Raw genomic sequence first — 12,501 nt, forward strand, 5'->3', positions numbered from 1 at the left:
TTACAGAAATCTTATCTTTTTTTCTACTTTTAGATTAATAAATAAACAAGGATACAAGCATGGCAACGAGTAAATCCGGTGGTTCGACTACAAATGGACGCGATAGTATAAGCAAACGTCTTGGCGTCAAATTGTTTGACGGTCAACGAGTAAGTGGTGGCGAAATTATCGTTCGTCAGCGCGGAACCCGTATTCACCCAGGTAAAAACGTTGATATCGGCGGCGACGACACTATTTTTGCGGTTGCAGCTGGTCAAATCAAATTTCATTTTGGGTATAAAGGTCGTAAGCACGTTTCTGTATTGTAAGAAGATTTGGAGAGAAGCACCATGGTTGATTTTTTAAAATATCGTACGATAAGTACCGTTTTTTCAATTGCTATTTTTATAGTTTTCGCGGGGGCGTTTTTTTATAAGCAGTCGACTCGAGGGGAAGCGTTTGTTTATAGTGTTGATTTTACTGGGGGGACGCAAGTTCTTTTGGAATTTTCTCAGCCAATAACGAGCGCACAGGTAATTTCTGTCCTAGAAAGCAATGGTTGGCATGGGGCTTCAACTCGCGAATTTTCAAATAAAGAAATATTGGTTCGTGTAAGGGCGTTTGAAAACGATGCCAAGGGTCTTTCTGAACGCATGCAACAAGTTTTGGAGCAGGCTGTTCCTGGACTTAAAGTTGAAATTAAGCAAACAGATAGTGTTGGGGCTGGTGTTGGCGCTTCTATGCGCTGGAAGTCTATCCAAGCTATTGTGGTCGCGCTTTTTTTGATGTTACTGTACATCTGGTGGCGTTTTTGGGCATTTTCTTATGCCATTGGTAACGTGATTTCGTTATTTCATGATGCCATTGTTATTTTAACATTTTTCTTGTTGTTTGATTATGAAATCTCATTAAACGTTATTGGTGCGATTTTAGCCGTTCTTGGTTATTCTATCAATGATACGATTGTTATTTTTTCTCGCATTAGAGAAAATGTACAAAAAATGAGAGGTGTTCCTATTGAGCAGGTTGTGAACATAAGTACTAATGAAACATTGCGTCGTACTCTTTTAACGAGCTTTGCGACTACATTGGTGGTTGTGGCGCTTCTTATTTTTGGCGGCGAAGTATTAAAAACGCTCGCGTTAGCTTTATTTGTAGGCATTGTTTTTGGTACATATTCTTCTATTTTTATTGCAAGTCCTGTAATGCTTCTTTTTTACAAAGAACAATAATTCTTGATTAATGCATGTAAATAATAATAACTATGTATGATGGCATGTCGCAAATAGACGATATTTATTGAAAATCAATCTAAGATATTTTTAGAGTATATTTGAATATGTTGAGGTCTTTTGCTAGGGCTTCATATATAAGTTTTTATTTTTTCTTTTTTGTCACAAGGAGATTCATGCATGAGAGATCAAGCATTACGTGAAATGGGTTTAATTGACCTGAATATATTGGCTCGTCGATTAGGCGTAACGGGCGCAAGTCTTATGTCTAAAGAAAATCTTATTAAGAGAATTATTGATTTAGAAGAGCATCCCGATAAAGAACTTGATGTTGAGGGTGTTTTAGAAAAGCTTCCTGATGGATTTGGTTTCTTGCGATCGGCTCAATTTGATTATGTTTCTAGTATAGATGATATCTATGTTTCTCCTTCGCAGATTAGGCGATTTAATTTGAGAACGGGCGACATGGTTTCTGGTGTTATCAGAAAACCGAAGGATGGGGAAAAATATTTTGCTTTATTGAAGGTTAATAAAGTCAATGGGCTCGATCCGGCTGTTTTAGCAGACCGTTCATTTTTTGATCGACTTTCGCCATTGCATCCCGATGTAAAATTTAATTTAGAATCTGATCCAGCATTTGTTTCTACGCGTATTATGGATCTTTTTTCTCCCATTGGTATGGGGCAACGTGGTTTAATTGTTGCGCCACCAAAAACAGGTAAAACGGTATTGTTAAAAGAAATAGCTCAAACTATTGTTAACAATCATCCTGATATTAATTTGATTTTATTGCTCATTGATGAACGACCTGAAGAAGTTGCTGATATGAGGCGCGGAGTGCGTGGTAAGAACGCAGAGGTTATTAGTTCAACTTTTGATGAACCGGCAGAGCGTCACGTGGCGGTTGCAGAAATTGTGCTTGAAAAAGCAAAGCGTTTAGTCGAAGTGGGTCAGCATGTTGTGATTGTATTAGATTCTATTACTCGGCTTGCTCGCGCCTATAACACGGTAGCGCCGGCTTCTGGAAAAATTCTTACTGGTGGTATTGATGCTAATGCTCTGCAAAGACCAAAGCGTTTTTTTGGCGCAGCTCGCAATACTGAAGAAGGTGGATCTTTAACTATCATTGCATCAGCTTTGGTTGAGACCGGATCTCGCATGGATGAAGTTATTTTTGAAGAATTTAAAGGTACGGGTAATATGGAAATTCATATGAGCCGTAAGTTATCTAATTTGAGAATATTCCCTGCGTTTGATTTATTACTTTCTGGCACCAGGCGCGAAGAATTATTGTTGCCGGAATCTGAATTGAATAGGGTTCGTATCTTGCGTAAATTTTTATCAACCATGAATACTATCGAAGGAATGGAAGTTCTCATTGATAAAATGAAAAAATGCAAAACCAATGAAGAGTTTTTAGAGTCCATGAATAAAAAGAATGGTTCTTGTAGCACTGCTGGTAGCAATGCATAATTTTTTTTGCCTGTGATACTATATAGCGGGCTTTCATGTCCGCTATAATTTTTATGTTATATGAAAAAAAGGAATTCGTATGAAATTGTTACAGCAAGTTGTTTTTTGTTTGCTTCACATCATGGTTTTTACCCATGCCATGGAAAACGTTTATATGATAAGGGGTGATGAAAGTATCAAAGTATTATCGCAAGATGACGCGGCATATGAAATAACTAGATCTAATCATAGTAATACTGGTGATGATTTAATTTTTTGTTCGTTGCCATCGTTTATTTTGAGTGATGGTGCCGTTATTCATAGAAAATTAAGAATCAGTCTATCTCCTGATACGTATGGGCGTACTGCTTCGCTCGATATAAATGGTTATGGCGCATTAGCAGGTCAAACTTTTTACAAAAATATTAATTTGGATTATCAAGCAAATTTTTTATTTGCATGGTTATTGCGAAAGTACAACAAAGAAATTTTTCCAGAAAAGCCTTCATGTGTACCCGATGATAGTGTGCTGTTTGTTGATTCTGATGCAGAAAATCACTTTACTGGCTATTTAAAAGAATCCCTGTGGCGGCAAAATGGGGTAATATACCAAATAATAAGAGCGTATAAACACGGAAATGATCGTTATAAAGCAATTTTAGAAATGCAATATATGCAACGCAGATATGGAAAACTTGTTTTAACGGCAACACAGAGTGTTCCTATGGATAATCCACAGGCTATACATGATTCTTTGAAAAATAAATACAATCAAACTAAGAGTTGCATACGCTCATTAATAAATGTCTAAAGCGTAATCAGAAAATTTATTTTGTTGAGCTTTGTAGTGACCAACAAACGCTATCATAGCGGCATTATCGGTACAAAATTGGGCTGACGGTGAAAAGAATTGTTTGTGATAAGAATGGGCCAGTGTTTCGATACGGGCTTTAATGTATTTATTACAGGCAACGCCGCCAACAAACGTGATTGCTTGCACCTCTGGATATTGTTGTAACGCTAATTTTAATCGTTGCTCGAAAATGTCCGTTATACATACTAACAATGAACTTGCAACTTGTTGTTTGAGCGTATAATCATCTGGTTTTAAAAAACTTTTTTCAGAAAGATCATAAGCTCCCTGCGAGACTAAATTGTACAGTACTGCTGTTTTTAATCCTGAAAAGCTAAAATTGAGATTTTTATCTTTAAGCCGTGAATATTTAAAAAAATCTATAAAATCAACTTCTGCTGCCAATTTTTCTATGTAAGGGCCTCCAGGATAAGGCAATTGAATTAATTTTGCTATTTTATCAAATGCTTCACCCGCTGCATCGTCTTTAGTGATGCCAATAATATCATAATCGCCAAAATCTTTTACCAAATATAATGAAGTATGGCCGCCAGAAGCAGTTAAACAAAGATGTGGAAATGGTACGTTGTGTTCTAAGAACGAAGAAAAACCATGCCCTTCTAAATGATTTACACCGATAATTTTTTTATTTTGTCCGTAAGCAAGCCCTTTGGCAAAGCATACGCCTGTTAATAAAGAACCGGGCAGACCCGGCTTATTTGTTACAGCTATTACATCAACTTGACGTAATGAGATATTGGCTTGTTCTAAAGCTGAAGCAACAATATGAGAGATTTTTTCTATATGAGCTCGTGATGCAATTTCTGGGACCACGCCACCAAATTGTTTATGTAGGTCTGTTTGAGAGTAAATGACATTGGAAAGAAGTCTATTATCCGTTGTATAAACTGCTGCAGCAGTCTCATCGCATGATGACTCAATTCCCAGCAATACGTATTTCATTAGGGTGCCGTTGAAGTGTTATAGAGGCCTCAGAAGATTGATATATTTCTTGTCGTTCTTTATTTAAGATCGCTTTGAGATCGATAAATGCCAGATTGGAATAATGTATAGCATTGTTCCAATCTTTAAGCGGAACATCTTGTTTAATGACAATGTCCGGTAGTCGCACCGTCGTTTTTTTGTGCTCGTTTTTTTCTTTATGTTCTTCTAAGTGATCAACAAATCTAGGGTTAATAAGTACTATAATAGCATTTTCTGGGATTCTTACCGGGACTTCGGTTAATAATCGTTCTTCAATGCGCCATAATGGAAAAGATTCTTTTTTTCGTGGACTTGCTATATGTGTTTGCAAGGTGAGGTCATACCATGCACATGGATCATTTTCATCACGGTATAAATATTGAACGTTGTTTCCCTCAGATTTATATTTTATATTTTGTGAAATAATAACAGAACATGTTACAATTTCTTGTCTTTCGGGAATAACGCACCAGTGAGCGTCTAGACTGAGAGGGTTTCCTTTATAACTTATCCACGGGCCAGAGGCACCCAGGAGATGTTGCGGTAGTTGCAGTTTAAGAATATATGAGTAAGTTGTTTTCTGTGTATTATTATATGCGCGTGCATGATAATATGCTCCACATAAAGAATACAAAAAAACATATACAACTATTTTCAGTACGCTATTTTTCATGAAAGGCTTTTTCATTGGTAAATTATCGAAAGTTTAGTATAATACATACATTATTGTATAAGATTACATAAAAAATAGCTTCTTTTCAAAATTATGAAAAAATTTTTAAAAAAAATATTTAGCGCAGAGTCATCGCCGCATAAATTAGCCCTTGCGGTAACTTTTGGTGCGTCAACAGCCGCGTCTCCTTTTTGGGGCTTGCAAACGTGGCTTCTTTTTCCTATAAGTTGGATCTTTAAATTGAATCCCACTATATCTATAACTATATTATACCTCATCAATAATCCCTGGACTATGATACCCATAGCCGCGTTTGATTATTATGTGGGCGATTGGTTTGCTCGTTGTATTTTACATACAGACTTGATGCCTTACAATCCTTCATTTATGTATTGGATAAATAATAAAATAGGTGTTTATTTGATCAAATATCTTGGTATTTGTGAATTGGCCTTTTGGAACTTTGTCATCGGCGGGCTTATTTTATCAACTATTGTGGCATTAGTTACGTATCCGTGCGCTCTCATGTTATTCACACGTATTGCATCTAAAAGAGCGACTAAATCATGAAAATTATTGCGAACAACAAAAAAGCTTTTTTTGAATATGAAATATTAGATCATCTTGAAGCTGGCATGGTACTGACCGGTAATGAAGTTAAAGCATTGCGAGCTGGGCATGCTAATTTGACCGGTGCATTTGCTGTAATTCATGATGGAGAATTGACGCTGATAAACTGTCATATTTCTCCCTATTCTCATGCATATAACAAAGATGAAGATCTTACACGCAGAACAAGAAAATTATTAGTTCATAAAAAGCAACTTAATAAACTTGTGGGTGATATTGCTCGCAAGGGGATAACGCTTGTGCCGCTCAAGCTGTATTTTAATGAACGTGGAAGAGTTAAGGTTGATCTTGGCATTGCTAAGCATAAAAAAGCACATGAACGTAAAGAAGTTATTAAAGAACGTGACATAGCACGACAAACTCGTCGTGAACTTAAAGGAATTTAGGTATCATGACGCGCTATAAATTAACACCTGCCGTAAGCGTTGCTTTAATTAAAGATAACAAAATTTTATTGATTAGAAGAAATGACCAGGCGTCATTTGCTCCTGGATTATATCATTGTCCTGGTGGGCATGTCGATGCAGATGAGACAATACGGCAAGCTGCCGCTCGAGAAGTATTTGAAGAAGTTGGTGCTATTATTGATGTTGATGATCTTGAATTTGTGCATTTGTTGCATCGCAAAGGTCAAACAGAAGAATATCTGATTTCTTTTTTTATTGTACGTATCTGGGAACAAGAGCCGTTCAATAAAGAACCGCATAAGCATGACATGCTTGACTGGTGTTCTATTGATAACTTGCCCGATACGATGATTCCGGCGCATAGAGCCGCTCTTATAGATAGTTTTAATGGAATAGTATATTCAGAATATGGATGGTAAAATATGAAAATATTCAAAATTTTTTTTATTGTTAGTGTATTGTATTCTACTTTCGCATATGCGATGGACGCAGAGCGATATGAAGGTCTTGTTGTATTATCTGCAGTAGCAGGAAATGCTTATCGCATTCCAATTCTCACAACGCCACAAGAAGAGTATGCACCCATAGCTTTGCTTTCGTTTAAAAAAGAAGCATCCCCAGAAGAGGTACTATCTCATTATAAAGCGACGATAGAGCAGCTTAATAATTTTTGGAAAAATAAAGCACAGCGTATAGCTAATGGTACGTGGGATACCCCAAAGAAATAATAACATATAATTTATTTCTAGCGTTTTGACGTGTATTTATTCTATTATAATTAATAACAGCGCTTATGTATGCTTCAATAAGATAGGATTATGATGAAAAAAATAATGCTTGTTATTTCTCTATGTACAGTTATGACGCTAAAACCAGCGAGCTATTGGGACACTATTACAACAATGTTTCGTGCAGCGGGACATAAAATTACGGCAATTGCTAGCGCGTTTAAGTCTAAAGCAATTAGTGCTCAGCAAAGTATTATTGCAGCTTACCAGAGGCTTCGTCAGACTAAACAAGTCCCGCCTGTTGCAAGGCCAGAACAATCTCAAACGTCAAAATCTAAAGTGTCAGAAGAATTTAATCTTGATGATTGGTATGGCGATGGTAAAACAGGTAAAATGAGGCTTAAATTACTTCAAGATCATCCCGATTATAAAGATGCCAAGACTAAAGATGGTACGCCATTTATAATACGTGAAGTAATGGCTGCAGATAAAGGCAGCAGAGCAGTCGTTAATCAATTAATGAAATCTGATGCTGATGTTAACGCAATTGATGGTAAAGGCATGACGGCTCTCATGCATGCAATTAAAACTTCTGGTGCAAGAAGATTTATAGAGGTTTTATTGGAAGGAGTGGCAACGGACATAAATATTCAAGATGCTGATGGAGATACAGCTCTTATGATGGCTGTGTCAAAAAATGATCCACAGGTAGTTCAACAACTTATCGAATATAAGAACATAGTGGCGGATCTTGCCATTAAAAATCGTGCAGGCAAAACAGCATTGGATATTGCAGCTGCATTTTTAAAAACATCAAAAGAGCTATCCGTTTTGACCAAACAGGAAGCCATTGTTCAGCTATTGCTTAATGCCTTGCTTAAGCATGATCCAGCTATTATTAATGCACCGGATGATAGTGGGGATACCCTTCTCATGCGAGCTGTAGAGGCAGGCAATATGAGAATGGTACAAATATTAGTAAATAATAAATATAATGCGAGAAAAGACTTGGTTAATAAAAGCAACAAAACTGCATTAGAGATAGCTGATGCAAAAATGATTGCAGCTCCATCAATCCATTTTGATCACTTTATTTATAAACAAATTCGCGACATGCTATCTGAGGGATCAAAATCTGAGGCGGTATCAAATCCAGAAGAATTTAATCTTGATGATTGGTATGGCCATGGTAAAACAGGTAAAATGAGGCTTGAATTACTTCAAGATCATCCCGATTATAAAGATGCCAAGACTAAAGATGGTACGCCATTTATAATACGTGAAGTAATGGCTGGGGAGCAAGGCAGCAGAGCAGTCGTTAAACAATTAATAGAATTTGGTGCTGATGTTAACGCACTTGATAGTAAAGGCATGACGGCTCTTATGCATGCAATTATTGTTGAAGGGGCGAATAAGTTTATAAAAACATTATTATCAAGTAAAACGATAAACATAAATATTCAAGATACTGATGGGGATACAGCTCTTATGATGGCTGCGTCTCGACGCGATTCAGCAGCGATTAGGAGCCTTCTTAATAACAATAAGATAGATTTTACTCTTAAAAATAAGGCAAATCATACAGTACTTGACATTGCAGAGGCGGCACTTAAAGACGAAACTGATCCATTCGCTATGGGACGATCAGTAGTCATTTTTTCTGATCTACTTAAGGCTATACATAACAACGATAAGAGTATTATTAATAAGAAAGATGATAATACAGGCCAAACCCTTCTCATGCGCATGGTAACAATAGGCAATGAAGGGTTAGTAAAACTATTACTAGAAGGTTATAGTGCCGACAAAAGCTTGACTAACAAGAACCATAAAACTGCATTAGAGATAGCTGAAGCGGCAAAAAAGATAATTCCAGAAACGGATATTGAAAAACACAAGGCCTATGAAAATATTATTAATTTACTCAAATAATAATTATTAAATAATTAGAGAAATAGGATTATGATGAAAAAAGCGATGCTTGTTATTTCTCTATGTACGGTTATGACACTCAAACCAGCGAGCTATTGGGACACTATTACAACAATGTTTCGTGCAGCAGAACATAAAATTACGGCAATTGCTAGCGCGTTTAAGTCTAAAGCAATTAATGCTCAGCAAAGTATTACTGAAACTTATCGTAAGTTTCGTCAAACTAAAAAAACCCAGCCATTTAAAGCACCAGAGCAAAAAACATTTGTGTATGATGATTTTTATGATGAGGGCAAGACATATACCGATAGGATTGCCTTGATTAAATCTGATCCTGATACATACAAAGATGCTAAGTATCATGGCGATCCGCTTATTATATGGGAAATTAATAACCTTGAACCATGTAGTATTAACAATAATGAGATTAAGCAATATGGTAGAATGGAAGCGCTTCGTAAGAAAAGTGAAGGATGTAGTCTTGATGTCATCAATACATTACTTGCATCTGAGGCTGATGTTAACGCAACTGATACTGAGGGCATGACTCCCCTTATGCATGCAATTAATAAGAGGCGTTTATGGATCGTACATCACTTATTAAGTGCTCAAAAACAAGACGTAATGGTGAAAGATAGGCGAGGCTTTACGGCCCTGATGTATGCTGCTGGTATCGATATAGATCTTGTTCCTGAAATTATAAAAAAAGTAGATGTTGAGCATAAAAATGAATACATAAATATGCAAAACGATGAGGGGAAAACTGCTCTAATAAGAGCTATTGAATTGAACCAGCCACTCATAGTTGAAGAACTCGTTAAAAGTGAGGCAGATGTTACTCCTGAAACGTTGAATATGGCGGTAGAAAAATGGCGAAACTTTCAAAATACGGATAAAGAATATATAGCTGATTCCATTATCCGCCACCTACTTAAGGGATTATTTAATAAAGATAACTTTATTTTTAGTGAATGGGACAATGATGGGGAGACTCTTCTTACCCGTGCAGCAGCCGATGGCAATTACAACATGGTACGCGACATATTATCAAAAAAATATAACGCCGACAAAAACTTTACTAACAAAAGCGACAAAACTGCATTAGAGATAGCCGAAGCGGCAAAAAAGATAATTCCAGAAACGGATATTGAAAAACATAAGGCCTATGAAAAGATTATTACTCTACTTGGAGCGCCAAAGCATAAAGAACAAAAATCTGAGATGGTGCCAAATACAAAACAATCTTCACCACCAGCTCCTGTAAAACTTGAGCAAAAAACATTTGAGTATAAAAATTTTTATGGCGAGGGCAAGACATGTGACAATAGGATCGCATTGATTAAAGCTTATCCTGATACATGCAAAGATATTAAGTTTGATGGCGAGCCGCTTCTTATATGGGAGGTTAATGCGATGAAAAAATGTGGTATTGATGTCATCAATACATTACTTGCGCATGGTGCAGATGTTAACGCCACTGATATTAATGGCATGACGGCTCTTATGCATGCAATTGATAAACGTGGTGCAAATAAATTTATAGACGCATTATTAGCGGCTCAAGGCCAAGATGTAACAAAAAAAGATAGGGGCGACAATACGGTGTTGATGTATGCTGCTTGGCGCAATATAGATTTTGTTAATAAAATTATAGAGAAAGTGTCTTCTGGTCGTCAAAAAGAATATGTAAAAGAATACATAAATACGCAAAATAACGAAAAAAAAACTGCCCTGATGCGGGCTGTTGAATATGGCAAGGCAGACATAGTTGAAACGCTCATTGGCCATGGAGCAGATGCCACTGCTAAAATGTTGCGTGTCACCATAGAGGCATTGCAAAAATTTCAAGGTAGTGATCGAGAAGATGACGCTATGAAGACTACTAAGTTACTACTTGGCGCTTTGCTTGAAACAGATAAAGATAAGAATATTTTGAGTAGATCGATGGATGTCGGTGATCGTACTCTTCTTCAATCTGCAGTAATCAATGGCAATTATCCTATGGTACAAATATTAGTAGAAAAATATGGTGACAAAATAAGCGGGCAAAAACAGAAGGCGCTAGAGCTTGCTCAGAAAAATGACAAGATTATTAAATTGCTTGAGACGTTAAAAGATTAGTGCGTTGTAAAAAATGTTAATAATCCTGAATTTTTTTGTTGCGTAGTTTTTTGATGGTGCTTCGATGAGTTTTTGATTGTAAGCGGGCTTCTTTGGCAGATTTTGATATGCGCATGCGCTTACGCTTTTTGGGTATGATAAGTGCTGTGCGCACCATTTCTGCTAGATTGGCGAATGCCATTTCTTTATTCTGTTGCTGGCTGCGCCCAGTACTATTATGAACAATCAAATCCCCCTCGGTCGTCAACTTTGACTGCAATTTTTCCATCACACGTGCTTTTTGAATCTCGCCCAGTGCACTCGTGTTGGGGATATTCCAGCGCAATGTTATTCGCGTGTTTGTTACATTAACATGCTGCCCACCCGGCCCACCAGATCTACTTGCGACAACTTCAAGTTCACTGCCTGGAATTACTATGCCATTCTTGATCGGCAAATCTTCCATATTTCCCTCTTTTTTTGTACTTAAATCTATTATTATGGTACACAATTTTATCCAGGATAAGAAATAAACGCAGGCCGCTGACAAATCTAGCATAGCTATGTCATATTTGTCATGTATAGCCAAAAACAAAGATGGAGACGTATGTTATTACAAAGAAATCTTGAGCCAATTATTATACAACGAGCCCAAAAAATGCCGGTCATTGTCATTTTGGGCCCACGACAATCGGGTAAAACAACTTTGGCAAGGGGTGCGTTCAAACAACATGCCTATGTTTCATTATTAAACATTATTATAATAACGGAGAGCGCCCTCAAAATGTCTTTTTTTGGAAAAATCAAACGGGTAATGAAATAGACTGCATTATCCAAAAAGATAATAGGCTCATACCTATAAAAATCAAAGCAAGTTCTACTATAGTAAGTGAATTTTTTAAAGTATTGTCCTATTGGCAAGCGATTACCAAAGATCAACACCTCGGATATGTGATTTATGGTGGATCGAAAAATCAAGAATGGCCGCAGGGTATTGTCGTTAGCTGGAAAAATTTAGACGATATTTTTAAAAAATAATTTTTTTCTTAATCTTTGTATATACTAGATTGCAATTTATTAACAATATTCTTACAACAGGAATTTATCGTGAATTATAAACATAGCATACTGTTAAGCTGTATTTTTGTAAGTGCGCTTTATAGCATGGAGGATGGAGATGTGCGCCATGTTGATCAAGCAATACGTGTCGAACAACGTGCACAAGATGCATATCTTCTGCAGGGATCTGCTGCAGGAGCGGGTGTTTTGGCGGTTATGTTAGTGCCGCAATCGCTCCCTTGGATTTCAATAGCGCATCAATGTATTGTATCTCAGTCGTATTCTTTCGGCATAGCTCCCGCTTGTGTTGATGCGGCACTTCCCCTTGTTCCACATGTAATACTCGGATCTATAATGAGTTATAATTTTGTTAAAGCCTATCGGTCTGAAAAAAAGATAGGACAACTAAAAAAACAATTGATTTGCAAACATAAGTAATAAATTTATGAGGGGCCCATTATTATAATGGGCC

Annotated in this window: 15 protein-coding genes; 12 read left to right on the plus strand and 3 right to left on the minus strand. The window is 36.8% G+C overall.

Annotated features, from left to right (window positions below; translation table 11 throughout):
• Nucleotides 1–59 precede the first annotated feature (59 nt).
• From rpmA to WC707_05905, 4 genes are all read left to right on the plus strand, one after another.
• Nucleotides 60–308: a 50S ribosomal protein L27 gene (rpmA, locus tag WC707_05890; protein MFA6066684.1), complete on the plus strand. Its 249-nt coding sequence runs from the start codon at nt 60–62 to the stop codon at nt 306–308.
• Between the two features lie 21 nt (nt 309–329).
• Nucleotides 330–1,211 (plus strand): protein translocase subunit SecF, encoded by an 882-nt coding sequence (secF, locus tag WC707_05895; protein ID MFA6066685.1) that lies wholly within the window; start codon nt 330–332, stop codon nt 1,209–1,211.
• Between the two features lie 180 nt (nt 1,212–1,391).
• On the plus strand, nt 1,392–2,684 hold the full coding sequence (rho, locus tag WC707_05900; protein MFA6066686.1) for a transcription termination factor Rho: 1,293 nt from the start codon (nt 1,392–1,394) through the stop codon (nt 2,682–2,684).
• Between the two features lie 79 nt (nt 2,685–2,763).
• The gene (locus WC707_05905; protein MFA6066687.1) at nt 2,764–3,474 is read left to right on the plus strand and encodes a hypothetical protein; all 711 of its coding nucleotides are present in this window, start codon (nt 2,764–2,766) and stop codon (nt 3,472–3,474) included.
• On the opposite strand, the gene tsaD is transcribed toward WC707_05905, so the two are convergent.
• Nucleotides 3,460–4,479: a tRNA (adenosine(37)-N6)-threonylcarbamoyltransferase complex transferase subunit TsaD gene (gene tsaD, locus WC707_05910; protein ID MFA6066688.1), complete on the minus strand. Its 1,020-nt coding sequence runs from the start codon at nt 4,477–4,479 to the stop codon at nt 3,460–3,462. The two genes, WC707_05905 and tsaD, sit on opposite strands and share 15 nt — an antisense overlap.
• On the minus strand, nt 4,454–5,173 hold the full coding sequence (locus tag WC707_05915) for a hypothetical protein (GenBank protein ID MFA6066689.1): 720 nt from the start codon (nt 5,171–5,173) through the stop codon (nt 4,454–4,456). The genes tsaD and WC707_05915 overlap by 26 nt, the downstream gene beginning before the upstream one ends.
• A 93-nt stretch (nt 5,174–5,266) precedes the next feature.
• Between WC707_05915 and WC707_05920 the strand changes: the two genes are divergently transcribed.
• The 6 genes from WC707_05920 (at nt 5,267) to WC707_05945 (ending at nt 10,991) form a co-directional block, all read left to right on the plus strand.
• Nucleotides 5,267–5,743 carry a DUF2062 domain-containing protein gene (locus tag WC707_05920; GenBank protein MFA6066690.1) on the plus strand — a complete coding sequence of 159 codons (477 nt, stop codon included), beginning with the start codon at nt 5,267–5,269 and terminating at the stop codon, nt 5,741–5,743.
• The gene (gene smpB / locus WC707_05925) at nt 5,740–6,189 is read left to right on the plus strand and encodes an SsrA-binding protein SmpB (GenBank protein MFA6066691.1); all 450 of its coding nucleotides are present in this window, start codon (nt 5,740–5,742) and stop codon (nt 6,187–6,189) included. Before WC707_05920 ends, smpB begins: the two co-directional genes overlap by 4 nt.
• Nucleotides 6,190–6,194: 5 nt before the next feature.
• Nucleotides 6,195–6,629: an NUDIX domain-containing protein gene (locus WC707_05930; protein MFA6066692.1), complete on the plus strand. Its 435-nt coding sequence runs from the start codon at nt 6,195–6,197 to the stop codon at nt 6,627–6,629.
• 3 nt (nt 6,630–6,632) lie between these two features.
• Nucleotides 6,633–6,938, plus strand: coding sequence for a hypothetical protein (locus WC707_05935; protein ID MFA6066693.1), 306 nt, complete (start codon nt 6,633–6,635; stop codon nt 6,936–6,938).
• Between the two features lie 90 nt (nt 6,939–7,028).
• Complete coding sequence (locus WC707_05940; GenBank protein ID MFA6066694.1) at nt 7,029–8,870, plus strand: ankyrin repeat domain-containing protein; 1,842 nt, start codon at nt 7,029–7,031, stop codon at nt 8,868–8,870.
• A 30-nt stretch (nt 8,871–8,900) separates the two neighbouring features.
• Nucleotides 8,901–10,991, plus strand: coding sequence for an ankyrin repeat domain-containing protein (locus tag WC707_05945; GenBank protein ID MFA6066695.1), 2,091 nt, complete (start codon nt 8,901–8,903; stop codon nt 10,989–10,991).
• A 16-nt stretch (nt 10,992–11,007) separates the two neighbouring features.
• Here the strand turns inward: WC707_05945 and arfB are convergent, their stop codons facing one another.
• The gene (gene arfB, locus WC707_05950; GenBank protein ID MFA6066696.1) at nt 11,008–11,529 is read right to left on the minus strand and encodes an alternative ribosome rescue aminoacyl-tRNA hydrolase ArfB; all 522 of its coding nucleotides are present in this window, start codon (nt 11,527–11,529) and stop codon (nt 11,008–11,010) included.
• A gap of 48 nt (nt 11,530–11,577) precedes the next feature.
• Between arfB and WC707_05955 the strand changes: the two genes are divergently transcribed.
• Nucleotides 11,578–11,793 carry a hypothetical protein gene (locus WC707_05955; GenBank protein MFA6066697.1) on the plus strand — a complete coding sequence of 72 codons (216 nt, stop codon included), beginning with the start codon at nt 11,578–11,580 and terminating at the stop codon, nt 11,791–11,793.
• 284 nt (nt 11,794–12,077) lie between these two features.
• Nucleotides 12,078–12,467 (plus strand): hypothetical protein, encoded by a 390-nt coding sequence (locus WC707_05960; protein ID MFA6066698.1) that lies wholly within the window; start codon nt 12,078–12,080, stop codon nt 12,465–12,467.
• Nucleotides 12,468–12,501: the final 34 nt, after the last annotated feature.

It is taken from the genome of Candidatus Babeliaceae bacterium (assembly GCA_041660765.1).
Taxonomy (GTDB): Bacteria; Babelota; Babeliae; order Babelales; family Babelaceae; genus JBAZVR01.

Bases quoted from the DNA above. Each gene is read 5' to 3' on its own strand.
- rpmA (MFA6066684.1), top strand. From the start codon at position 60: ATGGCAACGAGTAAATCCGGTGGTTCGACTACAAATGGACGCGATAGT.
- secF (MFA6066685.1), top strand. From the start codon at position 330: ATGGTTGATTTTTTAAAATATCGTACGATAAGTACCGTTTTTTCAATT.
- rho (MFA6066686.1), top strand. From the start codon at position 1,392: ATGAGAGATCAAGCATTACGTGAAATGGGTTTAATTGACCTGAATATA.
- WC707_05905 (MFA6066687.1), top strand. From the start codon at position 2,764: ATGAAATTGTTACAGCAAGTTGTTTTTTGTTTGCTTCACATCATGGTT.
- tsaD (MFA6066688.1), bottom strand. From the start codon at position 4,479: ATGAAATACGTATTGCTGGGAATTGAGTCATCATGCGATGAGACTGCT.
- WC707_05915 (MFA6066689.1), bottom strand. From the start codon at position 5,173: ATGAAAAATAGCGTACTGAAAATAGTTGTATATGTTTTTTTGTATTCT.
- WC707_05920 (MFA6066690.1), top strand. From the start codon at position 5,267: ATGAAAAAATTTTTAAAAAAAATATTTAGCGCAGAGTCATCGCCGCAT.
- smpB (MFA6066691.1), top strand. From the start codon at position 5,740: ATGAAAATTATTGCGAACAACAAAAAAGCTTTTTTTGAATATGAAATA.
- WC707_05930 (MFA6066692.1), top strand. From the start codon at position 6,195: ATGACGCGCTATAAATTAACACCTGCCGTAAGCGTTGCTTTAATTAAA.
- WC707_05935 (MFA6066693.1), top strand. From the start codon at position 6,633: ATGAAAATATTCAAAATTTTTTTTATTGTTAGTGTATTGTATTCTACT.
- WC707_05940 (MFA6066694.1), top strand. From the start codon at position 7,029: ATGATGAAAAAAATAATGCTTGTTATTTCTCTATGTACAGTTATGACG.
- WC707_05945 (MFA6066695.1), top strand. From the start codon at position 8,901: ATGATGAAAAAAGCGATGCTTGTTATTTCTCTATGTACGGTTATGACA.
- arfB (MFA6066696.1), bottom strand. From the start codon at position 11,529: ATGCTAGATTTGTCAGCGGCCTGCGTTTATTTCTTATCCTGGATAAAA.
- WC707_05955 (MFA6066697.1), top strand. From the start codon at position 11,578: ATGTTATTACAAAGAAATCTTGAGCCAATTATTATACAACGAGCCCAA.